The following is a 25,046-nucleotide window of genomic DNA, read 5'->3' as shown; positions in this document are numbered from 1 at the left end:
CCCACCGCCCTACCCGATCGACGTGAGTGCGAGGGTTCAGGTCATCGAACCGGCCAACTAGCACCGGAGAACACCTACTCTGTACCGGGCTTCAAGATCAACCCCTCTTTCTTGACGCCGTTCATCTTGATGATGACCGGCTGATCGAAACGTATGTGCTTTGCGAAGCGTCCCTTTTCCATTGCGGGTTGCTCCCGCAGCCACTCCCAATCAACGACATCGCCTTTACGGTCTCCCCCGACGGTGAAATAGCCGACCTGAAACGACACCAGATTCTGGAAAAAGTGCGTGCCCTGTGACGGCGTCACCGCGTAATCGCGAAATCCAGCCTCGACGATCGCGCGTGCTCCTGAGATCTCGTCCCATGCGATCGGTATGCCAAGCCAGGGGTCGGTTGATCCCCAGCGACCCACACCTACGAGCAGATACTTCCTCCCTTCCCCGGTGATCTTCGCGTTCAGTCGTGCTACTTCGGCCGCCGCCTCCCTGCTTCGCGCACGATCGAATCGCAGGGAGTCAATCACCACCACGTCATGTATATCGTCAATCCGACCACTTCCCAGGACGCGCGTGCTCTGGCAGAGTACTGAGCCGGGAGTCGCGGCGGTAAGGTCAACGTCCTCAACCTCCCCGGCAAGAACAAGAGGTCGCATCTGCAGAAAGCCGAAATCGATGGGCTCGCCGTCAGCGACATCCACGTTGACGGCAAACTCGATCTCTACGGGATGAGCCATCCCTCGCTCTCCGATGAACATGAGTTCGCGGGTCAACTCGGCAAGCGGAAAGGAGTGATGTTTCAAAACCGGGGCGAACGTCACAACACGTACGCCACGTCTCGATACGCCATCGAACATGGCCTCATTATCTGGATCGAACGTCGAGGCGAGCATGTCCAGCGTGCCGTCCTTCTCCGCGACATCCAGATCGAGCTCCACTTCATGCATGTCGTCGCTCCCTCGCGAGGGTAGCGCCCACAGGGTCCGCTGAGATCCATCCAGCGCGTCATCAAGCGACGAGAACGGCATCGGGTGTCGCGGATACTTCGGGCAGAATCTGACGCAATTTCCGCCCTCAACGACCATCTTCCCCATGCCAAGTGCCACGGCGACAATACCGTCTTCAGGGCGCATCGGAGCAGTCGGATAGAAGTTGTACGATCTCGCGACCCCGGAGAAATTCGGGTAGTAGTTGTCGCCCCGGTGTGCGCCCACAATCTTCTGAACGATTACGGCCATCTTTTCCTCCTCAAGCCGATACGGAGTTTCGTTCAGGTACCGCTTCGCATGCGACGAGAACGCCGAGGCATAGACGAGCTTGATCGCATGAACGAGACGATCGAGCCTCTGCTCCGTGTCATTCTCCGTGTTCGCCAGCATGTACGTATTGTAGACACCCGTGAACGGTTGATACTGCGAATCCTCGAGCAGGCTTGACGAGCGGACCGCGAGTGGAAAACGAATGAGCCCAATAAAGTCTCGTAGATCCTCCAGTGGCTCCTCCGGGAAATGTCCTCCGAGAAACCGGCGCTCTATCTCGAGATCGTCTTCGCTGCTCATCGCGAAGTCACGAAGGTCGTTCGAATCCAGGAAATGATCGAAGACGTCGGTACCGACGACGACTGCCGGCGGAACGCTGGCGCGGATGCCCGGAAACTCGGAGCCGTCCCAGTACAGGTCCAGCATGTGACGAACGTATGCGAGACCGCGCGCCTTGCCACCAAGTGAGCCTCCGCCAATCCGCGAAAAGCTGTTTTCCGCGTCGAACGTCAGGGGATCGAAATCAGCAATCGTACCGCGGTGGCGATCCTTACGATACATGGAAATCGATGACACGAGATCCTTGCGCAGATCCTCAACATCATCATAGTCCGAAACCTTCCTGGGCCTGAGCCTGTGTGCCAGATCGAACTCCGTCCTCGACTTCAACCATTTTGAGAAATGATTCCGCTCGCCATGGAAGCCGATCGAGGATACGGGCACCGTTCGGATCAGGTCTTCCAGCGATTTCATGTCGTGGGCACGTCCGACTTCGTGACCGTCGGGCGTGCGAAAGATGAAATCGCCAAGACCAAAGTTGTCGACCATAAACTGACGTAGATCCGTCAGCAGTGTTGACGAGCCTTTCTGCAGGAAATCCGCCCCGACTTCACGAGCACGCTCTGAGTTCTCCGCCCGGCTGGACTGCAGGAGAACAGGGACGTCCTTCCAGTCGGCTTTGACGCGTGCAGCCAGTTCAAGGCCCGCGGTCTTGCTGAGGACTCCCTCCTTGGGAAATTCAACATCTGATATGATTCCGAGTACGTTCTCCGCGTGTCGCGTGAAGAACTGCCACGCCTCCTCGTAGCTGGCGCATAACAGGATCTTCGGCCGTGCCCGTGACCGGAGAATCTTGTGCGACAGGTTGAGTCCTTCTGAGATCAGGCGCTGTGAGTGCTTGACGATCTCGGTGTAGATCAGCGGCAGAAACGACGAGTAGTACCGAATGGAATCCTCGACGACGAGAACAACCTGAACGCCACCGAAGTCGCAATCGAAGTCGGCGTTCCATCGATCCTCAACGAACTTCACGATGGCGAGCAAAATCCGAATGTCACCCTGCCACAGAAAGATCCGCTCGATATCCGATACGTCGTGGTGGGCGAGGAATTCCTTGAGTTCACGATTGTCAAACGCGAGCAGGATGACGGGGACGTCGAGGCCCGCTTCCTTGACCTTCCTTGCCAGCGCCAGGGCGTCCATGTCGCCGACCTGAATCGTCGTGATGATCAGGTTGTAGCGGTCCTGCGACAGCGCAAGTTCAATGGCTCCCTCGCCGGTCGAGATGTGTGTGAGATCCGGCGGGTGATGAAGGTTGAGTTCGAGAAACTGACTGAGAATGAGCTCCTCGAGCTGACCGTCTTCGGACAGAATGAACGACTCGTATGAACTCGAAACCAGGAGGATATCCTGGACCCGATGGGCCATCAGGTCCTGAAAACCTCGTATGCTGCGAACCGGCTTCGTCATAGAGTGCGGATGGGGAATACCTGGAACGGACCTCTCGTCCTCACAAAATAGTGTGGACGGCAGGCTTCACCGCATCGCACGCTGAGTTTCTTGCTTTGGGCCGGCAAGCCCGCGGCCCTCCTATCCGCCGCGGGCTTCGTTCCAACGTTACACCACGCCCTGATCGATCATGGCGTCAGCCACTTTCAGGAAGCCCGCGATGTTGGCACCGTTCACATAGTTGCCAGGCGTCCCGAAGCGGTCCGCCGCCGTAACGCAGGACTCGTGGATACTCTTCATGATCATGTGGAGCCGTGTGTCAACCTCCTCCCGCGTCCATGAATAGCGCATACTGTTCTGTGCCATTTCCAGACCGGAGACCGCGACGCCACCTGCGTTAGCTGCCTTTCCTGGTCCGTACAGAATGCCGCTATCGACAAACTGATTGACGCCATCCGGCATCGTCGGCATGTTGGCTCCCTCCCCAACGACATAGACGCCGTTCTTCAGCAGGTTGCCTGCATCCTTGCCATTGATCTCGTTCTGGGTAGCGGACGGGAAGGCGCAGTGCGCCTTGTGGTTCCACATCGGATTATGATCGCCTTTGGCATCCGCAGCCGTGTAGACTGCGCTCGGATACTTGTCGACGTACTCCTTGACACGGCCGCGTCGGACGTTCTTCAGATCCATTACGTATGCAAGCTTGTCGCGATCGATACCCTCTTCGTCGTACACGTATCCGCTCGAATCCGAAAACGTGAGGACCTTGCCGCCGAGATCCAGGATCTTCTCAATCGTGTACTGCGCCACATTGCCGCTACCGGAGACGAGGCACTTCTTACCCTCAAGCGTCTCCCCACGGGTTTCTAACATCTCCGCAGCGAAATACACGGTGCCATAACCTGTCGCTTCCGGGCGAATCAATGATCCACCCCAGTTGAGACCCTTCCCGGTCAGGACACCGGTAAACTCATTGGCGAGCTTCTTGTACATGCCGAAGAGGAATCCGACCTCACGTCCGCCGACGCCAATGTCACCCGCAGGCACATCCGTGTTCGGCCCTATGTGACGGAACAGCTCGCTCATGAAGGCCTGGCAGAATCGCATCACCTCCATGTCGGACTTGCCCTTGGGATCGAAGTCCGAGCCACCCTTACCGCCGCCCATGGGCAGCGTCGTCAGTGCGTTCTTGAACACCTGCTCGAACGCGAGAAACTTCAGAATGCCGAGGTTCACCGACGGATGGAAGCGAAGGCCTCCCTTGTAGGGACCGATCGCGCTGTTCATCTCGATCCTGAATCCCTTGTTGATCTGAATCTGTCCTTGATCGTCGACCCACGGAACCCGGAAAAGAATAACGCGCTCTGGCTCGATGATCCGGTCGAGCACTTTGGACGAGCGGTACTCCGGGTGCCGATCCAATACGAGGTCAAGCGATTCCGCCACCTCGTGAACCGCCTGGTGGAACTCCGGCTCTGCGGGGTTCTTCGCTTTGACACTGACCATCAGGTCCGTTACATAATTACTCATGAAGCTGTTCTCCCTGGAGGAATTTCATTCTATAGGAAAGTGGTTGGCAAGTACGACTGCGCGCGCAAAATCTAACATCTCGGCCCCCACGAAGCGTAGGGGGAATCCTCACCTCGACTGCAGGGTAAGTCACTCGGCAGGTTGGGCGACCTCTGCCGTCAACGGCCGAGTCGACCTGGTGGGTTTTCGACCAGCCGAGTTCATCAACAACAAGAACCGAGTGCGCGCACGTGCGATCGCAGATCAATCTTACTGGACCGACGGGCGATTCGCCACCTGGGAAACTTCAAACTTGGTGGTTTTTGGATGAATCAGACAAGATGCCGGCTTTCGGCAAGGCTTGCGACACCGGATACAAGCCGGTCGACCTCGTCCGTCGTGGTGTAGCAGGCGCAGCCGGCACGGACCAATCCATCCTGTTCGTATCCGAGTCGACGGACCACAGTCTGCGCATAAAAGTCGCCATGTGTGACGAATACCCCCTGTTTCCCAAGCATCCGACTGACCTTCTCCGAGGTATGGCCCTCGAGCGCGAAGGCCACGGTGGGCGTTCGTCGTTCTCCGGGCTTCGGGCCAAACAGGGTGACGCCCGGTATCGCATCCAGCCGGCTCCACAGCCGCGCGAGGAGGACCTCGCCGCGCTCGTGGAGTGACGCATAGGTTTGCTGCAGCTTATCGCGAAGACCTGATCCCGGAGACAACGAACCCAGCCACTCAATCGCTGCCGCAGTTCCAACAATCCCTTCGTGGTTGAGCGTCCCCGTCTCCGCCCGTTCCGGCGACTGCGACGGGGCGGGCTCCAGCCGCGGAAAATCAGTGGCGTCGATGACGTCGCGCTTTCCTGCGAGGACGCCCACATGTGGTCCGTAGAACTTGTAGGCAGAACAGGCGAAGAAATCGCATCCCAGGGCCGTGAAGTCGGGTAGCGCATGAGGTGTGGAATGCACACCGTCTACAAAAGTCAGCGCCCCGACGCTCTTCGCCATTCGCACGACCCGCTCCACGTCACTGACGGTTCCAAGGGCGTTGGACGCAGCGCCCACCGCGACAAGTCTTGTCCGCGAACCGATCACTTGCTCGAGATGATCCATGTCGATCCGGCCCGACTCGGGAATCATGTGCACCATGCGGATGACGACACCACGCTCAACCTCCAGCGCCCGCCACGGATCGATATTGGCGTGATGGTCCAACTCCGTGACAACCACCTCATCGCCGGCATTCCAGCGCCGACCCAGTGCTCTCGAGAGATGAAACGTGAGGGTCGTCATGTTGGCACCAAACGCGATCTCGTCCGGCCCGGCATTCAGCAGAGCAGCGACCGTGCTCCGCGCCGCGTCCAGCGCCGCATCCGTCTCTGCACTCGTGGGATAGGCCCAGTGCGTGTTGGCGTTGTGATGAATGAGATAATCGCCCATCGCATCGACGACCGGCTTCACGACCTGTGTCCCACCGGGACCGTCGAAGTATGCAACAGGCTGCCCGGCCATGTTGCGCTCGAGTGCGGGGAAGTTTGACCTGATGTCCTCGACCGAAGCCGTCATGACATGAGCCGTTTGTGTTCGTCTTTAGCTTCGCGGGGCGCCCGGCTTGGCTTGATAGATGAAATCGTAGTAGTCCCTCATCTTCAGGTCACCCGCCGCGTCCTCGTCGACAATCACCTTCGTATCGGCATGCATCTGCAGGGCACTTGCCGTCACCATCGACGTCACAGGCCCCTCTACCATCGCGGCAATTGCACCGGCCTTGCCTTCCCCGCTGCCGAGCAGAATGATCTTTCGAGCATCGAGTATCGTTCCGACGCCCATCGTGATGGCGTAGACCGGGACGTCCGCGCGACGCTCAAAGAAGCGAGCGTTGTCGTCGATCGTCGACTTCGCGAGCGTCTTGAGCCTGGTGCGCGAGCTCATCGAACTTGTCGGCTCGTTGAAGGCGATGTGGCCATCACTTCCGATACCGAGTATCTGAAGATCAATACCGCCGCACTCAAAAATCCGTTGCTCGTACCACTCGCAAAAAGACGGATAGTTGTCGGTAGTGCCCGACGGAATGTTGATGTTCTGCGGCGGAATATTGACGTGTGAGAAGAAATTCTCACGCATAAAATAGTGATAGCTCTGCGGGTGGCTCACCGGCAGGCCAACGTACTCGTCGAGATTGAATGTGGTGACACGAGAGAAGTCTACCTCGCCGGCTTCGTACAATCTCACCAGCTCCTGATACAGGCCTAGCGGAGTTGAGCCAGTTGCCATGCCGAGCACGGCGTTGGGTTTCGAGTTCAACACCTCGACCACGATTCGCGCGGCGACGCGACTTAACTGTTGATAGTCTTTCTGGATGATGACTTCCATGACTTGACGCCCTTCCGATCTTGTTTTGAACAGGCTACTTCCCAAGTTACCTCCTGGGGCAACGATTCGATAGTACGTCGCCTCCCCGGGATGAAATGGTGATTGTTCGCTGCAAAACGCATCGAAAGCCGGGAGCCACATATACGGGCCGTACGGGACTCGCCAGTGCGCTTTCGGGGTTTGATGAACAGAACTGCGACGTTACATTCGTTCATTATCTCCGGTTCTTGCCCGGACATTTCGTCGCCATACGGTATTCGTACAGACGGTTTCGAACATGATAATCGCTCCGGCAGAATCCACCATCTTAGGCATGGCCGGACCGCTCGTGCACGGCGCTCTGCTGATTTTCGCGTTGCTTGCTTTCGCATTCATCCTCTGGCGTCGATCCATCCCGCTCCGACTCGCCGCCCCGGATCCTCGACTGGACCAGATCGGGCGCCGACTTGTCAAGATGCTCATCTTTGGATTCGGCCAGGCGCGACAGCCGAGATACAAGGTTGCGGGAATCCTGCACATACTAATCTTTGCCGGATTTCTGATTCTGTCGATCCGATCGCTGACGCTGCTCGGACAGGGTCTCGCATCAGGCTTTACGCTTCCAGGACTTCGCGGCGTCTCCGGCGATTTCTATTCGACGTTGAAGGACTACACCGCACTCGTCGTGCTGCTAGCTTGCATCGTCGCAGGCTTCCGGCGACTTCTGTTTCGTCCGGATCGCTATCACGATCGGCACGCAGTACGGTCACACGGACGCGAAGCCTACCTGATCCTGGGCCTCATCTCCGTGCTTATGGTGGCGGATGCGTTTCACGAAGGCTCGGCGATGGCCCCCGTAGCTGCAGTGACGTTCGCACATCCGATGGCGTCGACCGCAGCATCTGCACTTACCGGCATGGAGTCTAGCCTGTTGTCGTCGGTGCACCTCTGGAGCTTCTGGATCCACAATATGGTGCTGCTATTTTTTCTGTGCTACCTCCCGGTCTCCAAGCATTTCCATGTCATTACGGCGCTGCCGAATGTCTTCCTTCTGAATCTCAAGACGCCCGGCGCCATCAAGCCACCGCGCCACGATACCGACGATCTCGACCAGCTCGATCAACTTGGCGTCGGTCAGTTCGAAGACTTCACGTGGAAACACGTCCTCGATTTCTACAGCTGCACTGACTGCGGTCGTTGTTCCGATCATTGTCCTGCGTATGCCACCGGTACACCGCTTTCACCGCGGATGATCAGCATCAAGAGCCGCGACCTCTCCTACGAGAAATACCCGATACTCGGCACACCGCCGGCAAACGGTCAGTCACTGGTCGGCGATCTCATCACCGACGGTGAACTATGGGCGTGCACGACGTGCGGGGCCTGCGAGGAAGCCTGCCCGGTATTTATCGAATACGTCGACAAGATCGTTGACATGCGCCGCTTCCTTGTTGAAGAGGGTCGGGTACCCGCATCACTCCAGAAACCGCTCGAGGATCTTGAGAAACGTGGGAATCCGTACGGAAAGATGGCGCGACAGCGGGACGCGTGGACGCGCACCGATGGTGATACCGAGCCCGTGGTCCGTACGCTCGAAAAGGGTGGCGAGACGAAATCGCTGTTCTTCACGGACAGTTGCGCAGCGTACGATCCGCGGATCCAGCAGGTCACGCACACGATGGGCAAGCTCCTGAGAAATGCCGATGAGGACTGCGCCACGCTCGGAAAAGACGAGGTCGATTCCGGTCACGAGGTTCGCAGGTTCGGAGAAGAAGGACTCTTCGAGTCTCTCCGGGATCAAAACCTTGAGGCAATGGAGGAGCGTACGTATGACCGGGTCATCACGACCGATCCTCATGCGTTCAATGCACTTCGAAACGACGGATACAATCTCGACCAGCCGGTCCTTCATCACTCGCAGGTGTTGGCCGAGTTGATCGAGGACGGCAAGCTGAATTTTGCCAGCACGGCCGATGATCGGACCTACACGTTTCACGACCCCTGTTATCTGGGCAGGCACAACGGGGAATACGACGCCCCTCGCAGAGTCCTCGATGCGCTTCCAGGCCTGAAGACCGTTGAAATGGAGAGGTCGCGCAATCGGAGCTTCTGCTGCGGTGGTGGCTCCCTGTATCTCTTCCACGAGGGCGAAGCGGAATCCAGGATGGGTGAGAAGCGACTCGATATGGCTGAAGCGGCCGGCGCCGACGTGGTGGTGACGGCGTGCCCGTTTTGCACGATCAACCTTGAGGATGCCGTCAAAACGACCGGCCGGGAAGGGCAAATGGAGATCGTGGATCTTGCAGAACTTGTGGCGCGGTTTGTCGACGAAGAGTAGCACGCATTAACGGTTTCTGCACAGACTCGATTCGTACATTTTGGCGAGTCTGGAATTGTGGAGGAACCATGGAAATATTCGTTTGCGTCAAGCGTGTGCCCGACGTCTCCGATGTCGATGTCGCGATAGCTGCGGGTGGCCGATCCATTGTCGCGGACGATCTGTCCTTCGGCATGAATGAGTGGGACAACTTCGCCGTGGAGGAGGCGATTCGGTTGCGCGAGCAGCATGGCGGATCCGTCACGGCCATTAGCATCGGCACGGAAGATTCGGAAGAGGAGTTGCGACGAGCGCTCGCCATGGGAGCGGACCACGCCGTCCTCGTTTCGGACCCTGCCTTCTCGGACCTTGACGCTCACGCGGCGGCCCGAATACTGCATGCGGTGCTCGCATCAAAGCCGTTCGACCTCGTGCTGACAGGAGCAGTGGCGAGCGATACCGGGGCCGGGCAGGTCGGCGGCATGCTGGCGGCCATGCTGGATGTTCCGCAAGTGTCGCTTGCGACCGGGATCAGCATCGAGGGAAAGTCGGTAACGGTGCAGCACGAAGTCGAAGGCGGGTTGGAACGAGTGGTCGAGGTAAGCCTTCCGGCCGTGGTCAGCGTTCAGACCGGTCTCAATGAACCTCGATATGTGTCGATCCGCGGTATCCGCAAGGTTTCCGGAGCAGTAATCCCAACTATGGACGCGGCTCAACTGGGACTTTCGCCGACAATCGCCGGCCCGGATACCACCAGGGTAAAAGTGTTGGACATGGCCGTTCCACCATCGGGGAAAAGTGCAGAGATTCTCGAGGGCAGCACTGAGGAGGTGGTCGATACATTGATTAATCGTCTGCAAGAACAAGGAGGTCTTTGAGCGATGCAGAAAATCCTTGTCATTGTTGCACTCGAAAACGAATTAGTCCCCGACTCCACCTGGGAGCTCGCGACCGCTGCACGCCATCTGGCGGGCGATGATGGGTCGGTTGCCGCGTTGATTTCGGGCCGGAGTCTTTCCCCGCATGCTACTGAGCTGGCGAGACGGTTCGATCAGGTCTTTGTCATGGATCACGAGGATCTCGCGGTTCCCGACGGCGACCTGTACGCTGACCTGACTGCTCCGATCGTCCAGCGCGAGACCCCGGATCTGATCCTGATGGCGCATACGAATTTTGCGATGGACATGGTGCCGCGTCTTGCAACCGCCCTTGACCGGCCTCTGCTGACCGACTGCCTTGCACTGGAGATCGCAGGGAACGATCTCACAGCGACACGCACCATGTACGCGGGCAAGGTGCACGCCCGACTGCAGGCATCGCTCGCACATGGTGGCTGCATCGCGACGGTGCGTCCGGGTTCGTACGAACCGGCCGACTCCACCGATGCGAAAGGCGAGATCGTTCAGGAGACTTTCCCGGCCGACTTGAGCGCCCGCCGACGGTTCGTTCGCACCGTAAAGCCGGAGGCAGAGGACGTCGACATCAGCCAGGCCGGAGTGCTGGTTGCCGTCGGCCGCGGCATCGACGATGGCGACAACATGGAGATCATCCATGAGCTGGCGAATGCGCTGGGCGCCGAGGTGGCGTGTTCGAGGCCGGTCGTCGACAAAGGTTGGTTGCCCAAAACGAGACAGGTCGGCACGTCGGGCGTGACGGTGCGGCCGCAGGTCTACATGACGATCGGCATCAGCGGATCGTTTCAACACATGGGAGGCGTGAAGGGAGGGCCTTTTGTTGTGGCCATCAACTCGGATCCACGTGCTCCCATCTTCAGCGAGGCGGACGTAGGTATCGTAGGAGATCTCTTCGACATCGTGCCCGTCCTGACGGAAAAGATTAAGGCGGTCAGTGGCTGAATCATCACAAGCCGGAGGAACAAGCTGTGGACTTTGAGCTGACGAAGGATCAGAAAGACATTCAGAAGGCGGCGCGGGAATTTGCGAAAGGGGAGTTCGACAAGGAACTCGCACTCGAGCTCGATCAAAAACACGAGTATCCGCACAAAATATGGAAGAAGGCCGCTGCGGAGGGATTTGTCGGGCTGCACTTCCCCGCTGAGTTCGGCGGGTCTGACTTCGGTTGTACAGAGAATGTGCTGGTCGTAGAGGAGTTCTGTCGCCAGGATTCGTCGATCGGGGCGGCATTGATGCTGGCCGACTTCGCCTCAGAGTGCATCCTTCGGTTCGGCACGAATGACCAGAAGAAGGAGTATCTGACTCCCGTTGCCGAGGGTGAAACGATTTCCGGCGGAGCCATCACTGAGCCGGATCATGGAAGCGATATTACGTCCATGAACACCGTTGCCGTTCGTGATGGAAACGACTGGGTGATCAACGGGACGAAGACGTTCATCACCAATGCAGGGATCGCCGGATACTATGTCGTCATCTGTCAAACGGATACGGAAGCGGCGCACCGCGGACAATCGATGATTATCGTGCCGGGCGATGCGGACGGGCTCGATATCGCCGATGTCGGGCACAAGATGGGCATCCGTATGATTCCGACGGGCGAGCTTTCCTTCAAGAACGTGCGGGTACCGGCGGACAATCTTGTCGGGAAGCAAGACAAGGGGTTCTACCAGATACTTGAGTTCTTTGACGAGAGTCGCGTCGAAACGGCAGCACAGGGCGTCGGCACGGCGCAGGGTGCATTCGACCGAGCCCTCGCCTATGTGAAGGGACGCGAGCAGTTCGGCAAGAAGATCGCTCAGTTCCAGGCGACGCAGCACAAGCTGGCGGACATGGCGACGAAGATCGAGTTGGCCAGGCTTATCACGTACAAGGCGGCATGGAATTTCGACCAGGGCAGGATTAACCCTGAGTTGACGTCCATGGCGAAGTGGTACGCGGCACGTACTGCGGTCGAGGTCGCCGACGAGGCAATCCAGCTGCTTGGCGGCTACGGGTATGTAGCCGAGTTCGAGGTGGAACGGTTCTATCGCGATGCGAAGATCACGGAGATCTACGAGGGCACTCGCGAAATTCAGAAGAACACGATCGCCAGTTCCATCATCGGGAAGTTGTAGAGACAGAGGCGCAATCCCGCAGCTCGCCACTTTCCTTCCGATCCGTGGCAGCGCGGTCCTGCATCACAGCGCGCGTGGATGGGGCCCTTGATGTCGGCACTGCCCGCCGCAGTCGTTAGTAGGGTTGAATCGATCTACCGCCGGTGACCGACTCCGGGAAGACTTATCCGGCATGAGTTGACCAGCGACAATAGCCACACGGGCTGTTTGCGACGAGGCTTCTCAACGAGATGGAATTCGGTCAGAGCATGTCGTGTGGAAATCGGGTGATTCGTCAACCGGCTGGCAGGCGGCCGTAGCGATCGTCGTCGATTTCCGGATTTCTTCGTCAGGTGGAATCCTTCTGATTCAGACCTTGTGTGCGTGCAACAACTGAGCGGCCGCGATACGACAGGCCGACTTTACGACGCGATAAACAGGCTCACGCACCATGAACGACTTCCTCAAAGCTCTTGGAATCCATGACGTCAATCCGGGAGGATTCGACGGCACGTGGCTCGGATCAGGCCCGGAGCAACACGTCATCACGCCGATCGACGGGTCCCGTATTGCCACTGTCCAGCAGGTAACCGAGGACGAATACGACCGGATTGTGGCCAACGCCCAGTCCGCGTTTCTGGAGTGGCGAAAGGTACCGGCTCCGAGACGAGGAGAGATTGTAAGGCAGCTTGGTAATAAGCTGCGCGAGAACAAGGAGGCGCTAGGAGCTCTTGTAACACTTGAAATGGGAAAGATCGCTGCGGAGGGTGTCGGAGAAGTTCAGGAGATGATCGATATCTGCGACTTCGCGACCGGCCTATCACGCCAGTTGTATGGCAATACGATGACGTCCGAACGTCCCGACCATCGCATGTTCGAGCAGTGGCATCCGCTGGGCGTCGTGGCAGTCATCAGTGCGTTCAACTTCCCTGTCGCCGTATGGAGCTGGAACACGGCTCTGGCGGCCGTCTGCGGAGACAGCACGGTCTGGAAACCGGCAAGCAAGACACCACTCACCGCCATCGCATGCACTAAGATCGCCCAGCAGGTTTGCATCGAGAACGATGTGAATCCAGCCATCTTCTCTCTGGTTGTGGGCAAGGGATCGACGATCGGCGACAAGCTGCTGCATGATCGGCGAATCCCCCTCGTCTCGGCAACGGGCTCGTGCAAGATGGGATATCGCGTCGGCGAAGTCGTTGGCCGCCGACTGGGGCGCACCATTCTCGAGCTTGGGGGCAACAATGCCATCGTGGTGACGCCGCACGCGAACATGGATCTCGTCCTCCCGGCTGTCCTGTTCGGAGCCGTCGGAACGGCGGGCCAGCGCTGTACATCTACGCGCCGCATCATCATTCATGAATCGGTCAAGGACGAGTTCGTTACACGTCTGGTCCGGGCCTACAAGGACATCAAGATTGGCGATCCGCGCGACCCCGATACCTTGATGGGGCCGCTAGTGACGCACGCGGCTGTTACCGATCTGCAGAATGCCGTGTCGCGTGTGAAGGAAGAAGGCGGTGAAGTGCTCTACGGCGGAGACGCGCTGGACGGACCGGACTATCCCGGTGGGCACTACGTGCGTCCATGCATCGCCACGGCGAGGAATGAGTTCGACATCGTCCAGGAGGAGACGTTCGCCCCGATCCTCTACATCATCGGCTATGGTTCCGCCGATGCGTCACCGCAGCAGGCCGTGGCCGAAATCGAGGAGGCCATCGCCCTGCATAACGGCGTGCCGCAAGGCCTCTCGTCGGCGATCTTCACCGAACACGTCAGGGAGGCGGAGATCTTCCTCTCGCACCGTGGAAGCGACTGCGGAATCGCCAACGTCAACATCGGTACGAGCGGAGCAGAAATCGGCGGCGCGTTCGGCGGAGAGAAAGAGACGGGCGGTGGCCGGGAATCGGGATCCGACTCGTGGAAAGTCTACATGCGCCGACAGACGAACACCGTCAACTGGAGCACTGAGCTGCCGCTGGCGCAGGGTATCAAGTTCGGTTGATCGCGAGCGAATATCGGCCCAGAGCTGATAGTCGATTTGCGATCACTGACCCGGGGGCTTCGCCTTCTCCGTAGCGGCACGCGTCATCTCGTCCGTCGTGGCCTGCATGCTCTTCGTGTCCTGCATCTGCCGCTGCGCCGGACGCGTGTCTGCCTGTGTGTTGGGCTGTGGCCCGGTGATATCCGGCCGGAGAAGTTCGGGCCGACGAACCGCAAGCGGCGTCCACTCCCCGGAGGCTCCAATCACCCACACCTCACCTGTGATTCGATGCACCCTGGTTGCCGCCGGACCGGCCTGGTCGGCAAACGGCCCCTCGCCACCCTTGTACTCCTTGTATTGCGTGGGCCAGATGAAGTACGCCACCAGTCCGGCAACGACGATGAACAGGAGAAACTTCTTCATATCGGCCCACGAATTAGCGAAAGTGTCGATTAAATCGTCGGATTTCACCGAGAAAATACTTCGCGGATATCCGACAGGCTAATACCGCCAACTGGTCAGGTCGGCGCCTGAAGGCGCGCTCTCCTCGATACGCTCGAGAATCCGAGGTACATACATCGTGTTGTAGCGCAATCGGGAAATGTGATTCGGATTCCCCTGGTCGCCATTCCAGCAATGCTCTGCCCGGTCTCCGTAGTCCACCACCCCGTCGTAATAGGGCTCTGATGTCGTTTCGAGAAAGTCCTCCATCACATACACAGCGTTGTTGAGATAATAGTTGTCCATGTCTCCAACATAGATATGCATCTTCCCCTTCAGTTTGGGACCCAGCACCTTCCAGTCTCTCTCCAGGATGTGACGAAGATCGTAATGCTCTCGCCAGTACGCCGCCACTTCGTGATCGATATTACCGGTGTACTTGTCCCAGATAGGCTTCGGATATCCGTTGGAGCCCATCGGGCTGTAGACCGCCTGCCAGATATCGAATTGATCTCCCGACCTTGAGTTTGTGCCGATCACGAGCTCATAGTGATTGAAATCCTGCATGGTTGCGGAAATGTGTCCAAGCCAGTTCCGGTGTCCCGGTCGCGCAACGCGGACAAATCCACCATCATCCCAATACGCATTCTTGTCGCGATAGATGTCGACGCTGACGTAGTGTCTGAAATCGATCGGATCAGGGCACGCAGCGAAGCATCCGTTGTAGTCGTCGGGGTAGAACACCTGGGCTGCCAGCGCCTCCCATCCACCCGTGGACCCGCCGTACAGGAACCGGGACCATCCCTCCCCGATACCCCGGAATTCCTTTTCGATAAACGGGACCAGCTCGTGCGTAATGGCGTCGCCGTACGGACCGAGGTTCGCAGAGTTCACGGCGTAAGAGTCGTCGTAGTATGGATTCTGGTGTTGGATCTCGATGATGATCATACGCGGGAAGTCCGGACCGGTCCACCTTTTGTAGAAGTCATACGCCTCCTGCTGCATGATGCGATTGTAACCTTCCACACCGAAACGCTCGCTGTAGTCGGGCTCAAGATCAGGATCAGGCGGTTCCGTCCGGAATCCTCCGAAGTCATCCGGAAAATGTCCATGGAAGATGACGAGCGGATAACGGGCCTCGGGGTGCTCGTCGAAGCCTTCCGGCAGAAGTACGTGCGCGCCCAGGTGCATGGGACGTCCCCAGAACTCCGTGAGCAAGTCGCTCTGCATCCGGATGTGCTTGACGTATTTCGTATCGGCTGGCGGCTCAATCGGTGGAATTGCCTGATCGAGAACGATAGAGATCGGCTTGTCGTGCTCCGGATCGATTGTAATCCAACGGGGCGTGCTGAGCAGATTGCCCGGTGCCCGATTCCAGTGCTGACCCTCTCCCCTGTCCATCGGCAGCTTTACCGTGTGGCCCGTTGACAGGTTGAAGGTTTCGTACTTGTGCAACACCGCCTGTACGTAGTAGTCACCGGCGGGCAGGTCGGCAAGACTCTCGAAGGGATAGCCGAATACTGTTGCGTCAATGGTTGCAGGCTCGCCAGGTTGAAGCCCGTCCACGTCGATCGCGTAAACCGGCACACCCTTGACCCCCCATCGGGCCTGGAATCGTGGCTCTCGGGCGTCGTCGTTGCCAAGAATGAGAATCACGCGGCCATCCACTGCGGCCGAATGGACCGATCGATCGATCGACACGTCGAATCGCAACGAAGATGCCGGATCCTGTGTATTGGGAGAAGCGAGCGAGACCACAGCGGTCAGTACGGTGATAAGGAGTGTGCTCATGTGCATGCACCTCGATGCTGGATGATGAAGACCGGCCAACGTCTCTAGCGGCCGGTCCCAAAAAGCATGGCGTTCGTCATAAGTTTTCCAGTCCCACGCCAGAATCCGCGAAACAGCGGGTCCGACGCGAACACGACGACGTGTCCTCGGCCGTGCGTCTCCACGGCCGCCCATACGGTCCCTTTGAGGAGTCTCTCGGTATTGTCGGGCCAGGCAAAACCGCTGAGTAGAAGGCTGGGCTCAACAAAAGCGACAGGATTAGCGCCGGTCCTGGACGGCTGCAGCATGGTCGATCCCGACATCATCACGGCCAGCGACGACCGGGCATAGCCCAGAGTCAGCCAGTGTCCGCTGTCAAGCGTGGCTTTGAATATCGACCCGGGGATGTAAGCTGGTTTGTCGGTATCGGCGGACGGCGACGGTAGCGGCGGAACGAGTGTCGGGCTCTGCTCGAGCGAATCGCGTTTGCTGTCGTCGTCGGACGCTGTACCCTTCGACCTGACAGATCCCAATCCGACTGCATCCCTTGAAAACAACAGTGCGGATCCGCCCCACGCTATGACGACACCGCCGTCTTTCACCCACGCCTTCAGACGTTCGATACCCCGCTTGCCGAGAGCGGTCTCGATACGGGCGGCGGATCCGTCGGGGATGATCAACACATTATAGTCCGACATTGTGTTCATCGACCCGATGCGAGACAGAGAAACCGGCACAAAAGGCTGGCCCAGTTCTGATTCAAGGAAGTGCCACAGCGCGCCGTAGCTCGTATTGCTGATTTCGCTACCCGCAGCGACGAGGATACGAGGCGTCTTGATGTGGCGGACGGCCCCTGATCCGACACCGACCTGACCGGAGTCGGCAAACGCAGACGCCACCGCAGCAACCGGCACATCAAGTGAATCGGCCAGTGTGGAAATGCGGTTGTGCAGCGTCGCGGGATTCCGCTGGGTGCGCACCACGAATGCTCCGCGCGCGTACCGCTGGCCATCGGCTCGAAGATCCTCGTCTGCCGCGTTGACCGTAAAGCCTTCGCGCATAAGGGCCAGAGCGAGCACCGTCGCCGACTGTCGGTCACTGCCGAAGACATAGGCCGACTGAGCCCGCTGCACGCGTGGAGTCACGCCGGTGACCGGCGCGACATTCGACCGATTCAGTGACGGGCCTACAATCGGACTTAGATCGTCCGTCCAGTAGGCGTCCAGGCCCAGCGTGTACGGCAGCGACCACCCCGTCACATCGTAGAAGTCGTAACCGCGGCGGGAACCGCTGCCGCGGCGCACGTTTTCGCGAAACCTGTCAATCTGCCGCTTCGCAAAATCAGCCGGCAGCGCTGGCGTTGGCTCAAGCAGAGCGCGAGCCATCCGCGCCTGCGGCTGCGTCAGATCGACGACGTACGCACCGGCCTTGAACACACGTTCGACCTTCTGTTGTCTTCCGCCCATGAAGTCCACAACCCGGGCAGAGTATGGCGAGTCGATTCGGGTCACCTCGATGTCGTGTGAACGGAGTATGTCGACGAGACGAGCTGCGTTCGTGGCATCGCGATCCGGCTCTACGATGAATCGTCGCATCGGCGAACCGCGAGCTTCTTCGATAGCCGTCCGATGGAAATTGTAGTAGCCGGTGAGTCGTGCCTTCCGGTGACTTGCAGCTGCTTCGAGTGTCGCCATTGACGCGACATAGTGGTGCGCAATTCCATCTGCGAACGTAATGATCGTGCCGTCCGCCCGGCGAATTCTGAGCTCCGGTCCACCGTCGGACTCGTACGTCATGCCGGATGCCCCGGCCAGCGTAGGTGCAACGTCGAAGTAGCCGGGGTAATAGCCATCGAAGCGGTCGCGTGTGTAATACTGCCATCCGTATCGATCGAAGGCCGCCGCGTTGGCCCGACCGAATATTTCAATCCACTCGTGCTCGCTAGGTGGAATGTTCCGATTGACAGGGTCCGCGAATGGCGGAAAGAAGTAGGGGTCCGTCGTGCTGTGAAAATCCACGACCACCTGGGGATGCCACCGCCTCATCGCCCCCAGCATCGCCTTGACGGGTGCCTGTGACACGGCGACCAGATCTCGATTCATGTCGAACCGAAAGTGGCTGTATCGCCCCGCAATACTCCACGGCTCCCGGGCCTCGAACGCGAACGGATCATCCGAGCCGTGCGCGATAGAGTTGTACCACACAGCAAAACGTTCGTGACCGTCCGGATTGGCTGACGGGTTGACCACGACGAGCACGCTATCCAGAATCTGTGTAGTCGCAGGTTCCTCCGACGCCAGGAGCTGATAGGCCACCCACATCGACGCCTCAAAACCTGCCGGTTCGTTTCCGTGAACGGAATAGTTCAGAAAGGCAACAACGGGCGATCGGTTTACGATCGACTCAGCCTGCTCCGGGCTGGTCACTCGAGGATCGGCAAGTCGGGCGAGGTCGTCGCGTACGCCGTCGAGCCGGCGCAGGTTTGCCGGCGACGATATCAAGAGGAGCCGCATCGGTCGCCCCTCCTCGGTCTTGCCAATCACTACGGCCCGGACGCGATCCGGCGCGGCCTTGATGAACCGGTCGAACACAGCCTGCTGTCGATGGTAGAGCGTGTGCGTTGTACCCGCGGTGTAACCAAGCAGGGCATCCGGTTGCGGTACCTCGACACGATATGGTCCACGGTCATAGAAATCGAACGACGGCTGGGCCACAACCGCCGTCGGCACCATTACGAGAGTTGCCAGAGAGAGAACCAATCGCCACATCATCACATCCTCTGATAAGAATCGACCGTGATTCAAAAATAGCCTTCAGCGGTCCCCTTTCCTTGTCGCACAGGACGGAATTTCTGCGCGTCGCTGTGGTACGGCAGAACCGCCTCAACACCCGGGTTATATTGCACCCCCGTTCATCAGAAAGTGCCAGCCATGAGCCGCATTGCCGTTAGTGTCACAGCGTTGCTTGTCGTCATTTCGTGGTGCCCATCGAATGTGACCGCCCAGTCACTGCCTACCATCGAGTCGCGTACAGACGGCCTCGACAGGAGCGAGGGCTTTTTTCCGCTCTACTGGGATTCACGGACCGGCACGGTCCTGCTGGAAATAGGCCGCTTCGGCGAGGATCTCCTCTATATGGAATCGCTTGCCTCGGGGCTGGGGTCCAACGACATCGGGCTGGATCGAGGACAGCTGGGCCGTCGGATGATCGTTCGCTTTGAACGAATTGGTCCGCGGGTATTCCTCGTCGCTCCGAATCTCAAGTACAGAGCGGACGGCGCGCTAGACGCCGAGGCACTGACGGTGTCCGACGCATTTGCAGACGGCGTCGAGTGGGCCTTCGACGTGGCGGCAGAAACCGGTGGTAGAGTACTGGTAGATGCAACACCATTCCTGCTCCGGGATGTTCACGGAATTCAACTGGCGCTCGATCGATCCCGCCAGGGCAAATACAAGCTGGACACGGACCGCTCCACCCTGGTCCCGAAGATGCTCAAGACCTTCCCGGACAATACGGAGCTTGAAACGTTGCTTACGTTTGGTCTCGCGAACCCGGGCAGCGCCGACTCGCAACCTGGCGCCTTTGTTCGTTCCACGGTCGCACTGCCGACCGCCATATCGATCCGTGTGAGACATTCGCTGATCAGACTACCCGGACCGGGCTACGTGCCCAGGTTGAATCATCCGCGGTCAGGCTTTTCAGGTATTGAATACAGGGACTATGCAGCGGAAATCGGCTCGGACATGACACGGCGATTTCTGGCTCGCCACCGCCTCGAAAAAACTACGCCGGGTGCAGCTCCGAGCGAAGTCGTGAAACCGATCGTGTACTATCTCGACGCCGGCACGCCGGAGCCGGTTCGTAGCGCATTGCTTGACGGGGCATCGTGGTGGGCAGATGCCTTTGAGTCGGCCGGGTTTCTGAACGCGTTTCGAGTGGAGATTCTGCCCGACGGCGCTGACCCTCTCGACATCAGGTACAACGTGATCCAGTGGGTGCACAGGGCGACACGTGGATGGAGCTACGGAGCTTCCGTAGTCGATCCAAGAACGGGGGAAATCCTGAAGGGTCACGTATCGCTTGGATCGCTTCGCGTGCGTCAGGACTACCTGATCGCCGAGGGACTTCTCACGCCATACGTGGGTGAGCATGAGAAAGGGTTTGCGCCCGACGACGATCCAATGTTGCGGATGGCTCTCGCACGCATTCGCCAGCTTTCTGCTCACGAGGTCGGACACACTCTAGGGCTGATGCACAACTTCGCCGCTTCTACATACGGGCGCGCGTCGGTGATGGATTATCCTGCGCCGCTGGTCGGCCTGGGCGAAGACGATGAACTCGTGCTGGACGACGCGTACGCCGTCGGCGTCGGCTCGTGGGACCGGATGGCGATTCGATTCGGGTACGGCTCACCCTCCGATGCCATGACAGAAGCCATGTATCTCAACGAGCTCCTTCGTGAAGCGTCGTCGCAAGGGCTGTTGTATCTCCCCGATTCGGATGCTCGCTCCGACGGGACAATGCAGCCGGCCGGCAATCTGTGGGACAACGGCGCGGACCCCGTCAGCGCGCTGCGACACGAGATGGAAGTACGGCGCCGCGCGCTGTCGCGCTTTGGAGAGAGCGCCATTCGAGTCGGTCAGCAGCTGGCACTTCAGGAAGAAGTGCTCGTGCCGCTGTATCTCCACAACAGGTACCAACTGGCTGCTACATCCAAATTGATCGGGGGCATGTATTATCAGCACGCTGCACGAGGCGAAGAGACAGCTCAGATGACCGTCGTTAGCGCAGCCGTTCAAAGGGAGGCGCTCCGCACAATCCTTCAGACTCTGCAACCCGCGGCCCTCAGGGTTCCGTCACAACTGCGACTGTCGATCGCCCCGCGACCGCCGGGCTATCCACAAACACGTGAACTTTTCTCTTCGCGTACGACCTATGCTTTCAACTCGTATCTGCCAGTGGAGCTTCTCGCGACGATAACCTTCGACCTTCTCCTGAATCCGCATCGCACGACCCGTCTTGTACACCAACACGACTTCGACGGGGAAACGCCGGGACTTACGGAGGTGCTTCGCCAGGTTGCGGCGGAAGTCTGGAGCGAGCCGGTCACGGCGAACGACTATGATGCTGAAATAGAACGCGTAGTTCAGCAGGTCTGGCTCGATGCGCTTATCACGTCCTCTGAAGATGCGACAACGCCGGCAGCCGTTCGAGCCCGTCTTCAAAGAGCCATCCAGGAACTGCGAGCATGGATTGAAGAGAATCCCGGATCAGACGACGAGACGGTTAGCCACCGGGAATATGTCGGTCACGTAATTGGACGACACCTCGCGAAAGACCGTGGTTCAGCTCCTGCAGGTCGACGAGTGAGAATCCCTCCGGGTTCTCCGATCGGGTCAGATTATGAAGGGGCGTCGACCCGACACCTCCTGCGGCGCGAGATGGTCGACGAACTTGCACCGGCAAGTATCGGATGCTCAAGCGAAGGGGCGATCCATTGACCGGCTACCCGGTCTCGAACACCGGCTTGCCCAGAACCTCCAGCCGGGGTTCAACACCCAGTCCGGGCGCCCCGGACGCCGCGAGCCGACCGTTGTATCGCTGCGGCGCGCCCTCGGCGATGCTGACGGTCACGTAGCTGTTGAAATCGGTAGCCGTGAACAGGAATTGAGTCGGCGTACTGTGTGCCAGGTGAGCGATCGCGGCGGTGATGATGTCCCCGCCCCAGCTGTCCTCGATCGTCATCCCGACGCCGATCGATATACACAGGTCACGGGCCTGCGCCGCTTTCGTGATACCGCCGAACTTGCTGATCTTGATGTTCACCACGTCCATCGCCCGGTCGGCGTGGCATTTCAGGAGCACGTCGACGCCATCGATCGATTCATCGAGCACGAACGGATGATCGGTTCTCCGCCGAATCGACAGGCATTCGTCGTAGCCGGCGCACGGCTGCTCAATGTACACGTCCACGTCCCGCACACCTCTAACCACGCGAGCCGCTTCGTGCATGAGCCATCCCGTGTTGGCATCAGCAACCAGTATGTCTCCACGCTGCAATTCCGCTGAGACCGCCCGAATGCGTTCGATGTCCTCCTCAGGGTCGGCTCCCACTTTGAGTTGGAATCGCCGATAGCCCTCGGCTCGATACCCTGCCACACGTCCCGCCATCTTCTCGGGGGACTCCTGCGAAATTGCACGGTACAGGACAAAATCTTCACCATACCGTCCACCGAGCAAGGTGCAGCAGGGCAGGCCGGCTGCCTTACCCAGGATGTCCCAGCAGGCCATGTCGATGGCCGACTTGACGTATGCGTGCCCCTTGAGCGCGGCATCCATGGTCCGGTTCAGACGTCCCAACTCGGTCGGATCCTGACCCAGCAGATGTGGCGACAACTCTTCGATTCCCGCACGTGCGCCGGGCCCGTAAGCGGGAAGGTAGAACGGCCCAAGCGGACAGATCTCTCCCCAACCGACAATGCCGGCGTCGGTATCGATCCGAACCACCGTACTGTCGAAGACCGACACGGACTTACCTCCGGACCAGTTGTAGCTACCCTCGTGTAGAGGGAGGTCAACCTGGTAGATACTGATACCCTGTATTTCCATGATGCGGCGAGAGATAGTGAAACTGGTCTGTGGCGCTTGGTCACCGCCCTTAATGTCGACAGAGCACGCTGTCCGTGCAACATCGGAGTCAACTTCACGCTCCATTGTACTAATCCATGTCGCGCTGACCGAAAGCGTCATATCCTTCGAATCAGGATTTCCCCGCTTGACGTTCTGGTTGGAACTGCTTACTTGCGTCTGTGACTGCCTCCTATTCATCCGAGGGCCACCTGATGTCTGTCGAGATGACGCCGCACTCCGACACCGATTCGTCCGATTACGCACCGAGCCCCCGCGTTGCCGTTCTGCCCTTCGTCAATTCGAGTGACGATCCTGATCAGGACTACTTTTGCGATGGAGTCGCCGTCGAGATCCTGTTAAGTCTTACCCGCGCTCCGGGGCTAAACGTGATCGCCCGGTCGTCTGTATTCGCCCTGCGAGGCGAACAGCTTTCAGCTCTGGATGCAGGTCGGAGACTTTCAGCCACAGCCGTCCTCACTGGTCAGGTACAACGGTCGGACGGTCGCGTCCGGATGGATGTAGAACTGATCAGGGTTTCGACCGGCAGGCGTCTGTGGTCCGGTGTGTTCGACCGCGATGTTCTGGATGTTTTTATCATACAGGACGAAGTCGCGGGGGCCGTGGTCGAAGCGCTTGGTGTCCCGGGTCCGGGCCGGACCATTCAAGGAGGCCAGACAGGCAACGTGAACGCGTACGACTATTATGTGCGTGGCCGCGAATTGTATTACGAGTATAGCAGGACTTCTGTCGAGTCGGCTGCACGGTGTTTTGAGGATGCGATTGGACTGGATGGAACGTATACACTGGCGTATTGCGGATTGGCCGACTGCTTCTCCTACCTGTACATGTACGTCGACAGCTCGGAGGAATTTCTGGACCGGGCCATGCGTGCAAGCACGATGGCATTGGAATTCAACTCCCAGTTGGCAGAGGCATGGGCTTCCCGCGGTCTGGCCGTCTCTCTCGCCAGACAGTATGAGGAATCCGAGTTGGCTTTCGAGAAAGCAATCGAACTGGATCCACAGCTGTTCGAGGCTCGATTTCTGTATGCCCGTGTGTGCTTCGCTCAGGGAAAGAAGGACATGGCAGCCCGGCTTTTCGAGGAAGCCAATCGTATTCGTCCTGAGGATTTTCAATCACTTCTGCTGGCGGCACAGTCGATCGACGAGCTTGGCCAGAAGATGAGGGCGGCCGAGTTGCGAATACGGGGAATCGCGGCAGCCGAGCAGCGCCTCGGACTCGACCCTACCGCCACGCGCGCACTGTATCTAGGTGCGAACGGCCTCGTAGCGCTGGGGGAAGTGGATCGCGGCCTCGTCTGGCTTGAGCGGGCACTGACGATAGAGCCGGACGAACCGATGCTCCTGTACAACGCAGGGTGCATCTTCGCTCTTGCGGGAAACAAGACAAGATGTCTTGACTGTCTCGAGAAAGCGGAGGCGGCAGGACTGCGGCAGCGTGGATGGTACGAGAACGACAGCAATCTAGACTCGGTCCGGGATGATCCGCGCTTCAGCGCTCTCCTCAAGAAGTTGATCTAGCGGTCGGCCTGTAGCGCACAGGTCGTGGTCGACGTCGCGAACGCCGGGACACATCCTCTCGCGACATTCGCGCCCTCCACCGTGTGATTGATGGCGCCGAAGGATTCAGTCGTCAACCAGGGCCGCATATCAGGAGCTCATGGCCATGCGGCGCGGATATGCCCTCGGCCAGAGACCTCCGGATACTCCGGAACACGGCTGTTAGCGACCGTGATGCTGGATTCCGTCGCGGCCATACGAATGACACATGCTGATTAAAACCCCGTGAAGGTCTGGCACCGCGATCGACGTGCCGCGTATACGGCTGCTAACATTGCTGAGGGCCGGCAAGCGTGCTGGAAGATCTGAGGAAGAAGAGTCTCATCGGTAACCTGTCTCGATTCGTGGCGGACGCAACCACAGACCCGGACGGTCGCGCGAACAACCCGGCCAGATTTGGCCGCTGGTTGATGCTGGCGGTAACTGTCGTCGCCCTGCACGGATGCTCTTTCGCCCCTCGAGCCGCTCGCATT

General features: G+C 58.9%; 15 protein-coding genes. 7 read left to right on the top strand and 8 right to left on the bottom strand.

Going from position 1 to position 25,046, the window contains the following annotated elements:
• Positions 1 to 74 precede the first annotated feature (74 nt).
• From HKN37_16075 to nagB, 4 genes are all read right to left on the bottom strand, one after another.
• Complete coding sequence (locus tag HKN37_16075; protein ID NNE48170.1) at positions 75 to 2,963, bottom strand: histidine kinase; 2,889 nt, start codon at positions 2,961 to 2,963, stop codon at positions 75 to 77.
• A 189-nt stretch (positions 2,964 to 3,152) separates the two neighbouring features.
• Positions 3,153 to 4,514 (bottom strand): NADP-specific glutamate dehydrogenase, encoded by a 1,362-nt coding sequence (gene gdhA, locus HKN37_16070; protein ID NNE48169.1) that lies wholly within the window; start codon positions 4,512 to 4,514, stop codon positions 3,153 to 3,155.
• 311 nt (positions 4,515 to 4,825) lie between these two features.
• Positions 4,826 to 6,058, bottom strand: coding sequence for a cysteine desulfurase-like protein (locus HKN37_16065; protein NNE48168.1), 1,233 nt, complete (start codon positions 6,056 to 6,058; stop codon positions 4,826 to 4,828).
• A gap of 24 nt (positions 6,059 to 6,082) precedes the next feature.
• Entirely contained in the window at positions 6,083 to 6,865 is a 783-nt protein-coding gene (nagB, locus tag HKN37_16060; protein NNE48167.1) for a glucosamine-6-phosphate deaminase, read from the bottom strand.
• A 277-nt stretch (positions 6,866 to 7,142) separates the two neighbouring features.
• On the opposite strand from nagB, the gene HKN37_16055 reads away from it, so the two are divergent.
• The 5 genes from HKN37_16055 (at position 7,143) to HKN37_16035 (ending at position 14,173) form a co-directional block, all read left to right on the top strand.
• On the top strand, positions 7,143 to 9,182 hold the full coding sequence (locus HKN37_16055; GenBank protein NNE48166.1) for a 4Fe-4S dicluster domain-containing protein: 2,040 nt from the start codon (positions 7,143 to 7,145) through the stop codon (positions 9,180 to 9,182).
• 68 nt (positions 9,183 to 9,250) lie between these two features.
• Positions 9,251 to 10,039 carry an electron transfer flavoprotein subunit beta/FixA family protein gene (locus tag HKN37_16050; GenBank protein NNE48165.1) on the top strand — a complete coding sequence of 263 codons (789 nt, stop codon included), beginning with the start codon at positions 9,251 to 9,253 and terminating at the stop codon, positions 10,037 to 10,039.
• Positions 10,040 to 10,042: 3 nt separating this feature from the next.
• The gene (locus HKN37_16045) at positions 10,043 to 11,017 is read left to right on the top strand and encodes an electron transfer flavoprotein subunit alpha/FixB family protein (GenBank protein NNE48164.1); all 975 of its coding nucleotides are present in this window, start codon (positions 10,043 to 10,045) and stop codon (positions 11,015 to 11,017) included.
• A gap of 26 nt (positions 11,018 to 11,043) precedes the next feature.
• Positions 11,044 to 12,189, top strand: coding sequence for an acyl-CoA dehydrogenase (locus HKN37_16040; protein NNE48163.1), 1,146 nt, complete (start codon positions 11,044 to 11,046; stop codon positions 12,187 to 12,189).
• A gap of 430 nt (positions 12,190 to 12,619) precedes the next feature.
• A complete protein-coding gene (locus HKN37_16035; protein NNE48162.1) occupies positions 12,620 to 14,173 on the top strand; it encodes an aldehyde dehydrogenase family protein in 1,554 nt (517 codons plus the stop codon).
• Between the two features lie 42 nt (positions 14,174 to 14,215).
• On the opposite strand, the gene HKN37_16030 is transcribed toward HKN37_16035, so the two are convergent.
• From HKN37_16030 to HKN37_16020, 3 genes are all read right to left on the bottom strand, one after another.
• Positions 14,216 to 14,575 carry a hypothetical protein gene (locus HKN37_16030; protein NNE48161.1) on the bottom strand — a complete coding sequence of 120 codons (360 nt, stop codon included), beginning with the start codon at positions 14,573 to 14,575 and terminating at the stop codon, positions 14,216 to 14,218.
• Between the two features lie 78 nt (positions 14,576 to 14,653).
• Complete coding sequence (locus tag HKN37_16025) at positions 14,654 to 16,384, bottom strand: hypothetical protein (GenBank protein NNE48160.1); 1,731 nt, start codon at positions 16,382 to 16,384, stop codon at positions 14,654 to 14,656.
• A gap of 44 nt (positions 16,385 to 16,428) precedes the next feature.
• Complete coding sequence (locus HKN37_16020) at positions 16,429 to 19,134, bottom strand: hypothetical protein (GenBank protein ID NNE48159.1); 2,706 nt, start codon at positions 19,132 to 19,134, stop codon at positions 16,429 to 16,431.
• A gap of 159 nt (positions 19,135 to 19,293) precedes the next feature.
• Between HKN37_16020 and HKN37_16015 the strand changes: the two genes are divergently transcribed.
• Entirely contained in the window at positions 19,294 to 21,864 is a 2,571-nt protein-coding gene (locus HKN37_16015) for a DUF5117 domain-containing protein (protein NNE48158.1), read from the top strand.
• A 4-nt stretch (positions 21,865 to 21,868) separates the two neighbouring features.
• On the opposite strand, the gene HKN37_16010 is transcribed toward HKN37_16015, so the two are convergent.
• A complete protein-coding gene (locus tag HKN37_16010) occupies positions 21,869 to 22,972 on the bottom strand; it encodes a mandelate racemase/muconate lactonizing enzyme family protein (protein ID NNE48157.1) in 1,104 nt (367 codons plus the stop codon).
• Between the two features lie 233 nt (positions 22,973 to 23,205).
• Here HKN37_16010 and HKN37_16005 point away from each other — a divergent pair, with 233 nt between their 5' ends.
• On the top strand, positions 23,206 to 24,534 hold the full coding sequence (locus HKN37_16005; protein NNE48156.1) for a hypothetical protein: 1,329 nt from the start codon (positions 23,206 to 23,208) through the stop codon (positions 24,532 to 24,534).
• Positions 24,535 to 25,046: the final 512 nt, after the last annotated feature.

It is taken from the genome of Rhodothermales bacterium (assembly GCA_013002345.1).
Taxonomy (GTDB): domain Bacteria; phylum Bacteroidota; class Rhodothermia; order Rhodothermales; family JABDKH01; genus JABDKH01.
The sequence above is the reverse complement of the archived record's forward strand: the minus strand, read 5'-3'. Positions and strand labels throughout refer to the sequence as shown.

Bases quoted from the DNA above. Each gene is read 5' to 3' on its own strand.
- HKN37_16075 (NNE48170.1), bottom strand. From the start codon at position 2,963: ATGGCCCATCGGGTCCAGGATATCCTCCTGGTTTCGAGTTCATACGAG.
- gdhA (NNE48169.1), bottom strand. From the start codon at position 4,514: ATGAGTAATTATGTAACGGACCTGATGGTCAGTGTCAAAGCGAAGAAC.
- HKN37_16065 (NNE48168.1), bottom strand. From the start codon at position 6,058: ATGACGGCTTCGGTCGAGGACATCAGGTCAAACTTCCCCGCACTCGAG.
- nagB (NNE48167.1), bottom strand. From the start codon at position 6,865: ATGGAAGTCATCATCCAGAAAGACTATCAACAGTTAAGTCGCGTCGCC.
- HKN37_16055 (NNE48166.1), top strand. From the start codon at position 7,143: ATGATAATCGCTCCGGCAGAATCCACCATCTTAGGCATGGCCGGACCG.
- HKN37_16050 (NNE48165.1), top strand. From the start codon at position 9,251: ATGGAAATATTCGTTTGCGTCAAGCGTGTGCCCGACGTCTCCGATGTC.
- HKN37_16045 (NNE48164.1), top strand. From the start codon at position 10,043: ATGCAGAAAATCCTTGTCATTGTTGCACTCGAAAACGAATTAGTCCCC.
- HKN37_16035 (NNE48162.1), top strand. From the start codon at position 12,620: ATGAACGACTTCCTCAAAGCTCTTGGAATCCATGACGTCAATCCGGGA.
- HKN37_16030 (NNE48161.1), bottom strand. From the start codon at position 14,575: ATGAAGAAGTTTCTCCTGTTCATCGTCGTTGCCGGACTGGTGGCGTAC.
- HKN37_16025 (NNE48160.1), bottom strand. From the start codon at position 16,384: ATGAGCACACTCCTTATCACCGTACTGACCGCTGTGGTCTCGCTCGCT.
- HKN37_16020 (NNE48159.1), bottom strand. From the start codon at position 19,134: ATGATGTGGCGATTGGTTCTCTCTCTGGCAACTCTCGTAATGGTGCCG.
- HKN37_16015 (NNE48158.1), top strand. From the start codon at position 19,294: ATGAGCCGCATTGCCGTTAGTGTCACAGCGTTGCTTGTCGTCATTTCG.
- HKN37_16010 (NNE48157.1), bottom strand. From the start codon at position 22,972: ATGGAAATACAGGGTATCAGTATCTACCAGGTTGACCTCCCTCTACAC.
- HKN37_16005 (NNE48156.1), top strand. From the start codon at position 23,206: ATGTCTGTCGAGATGACGCCGCACTCCGACACCGATTCGTCCGATTAC.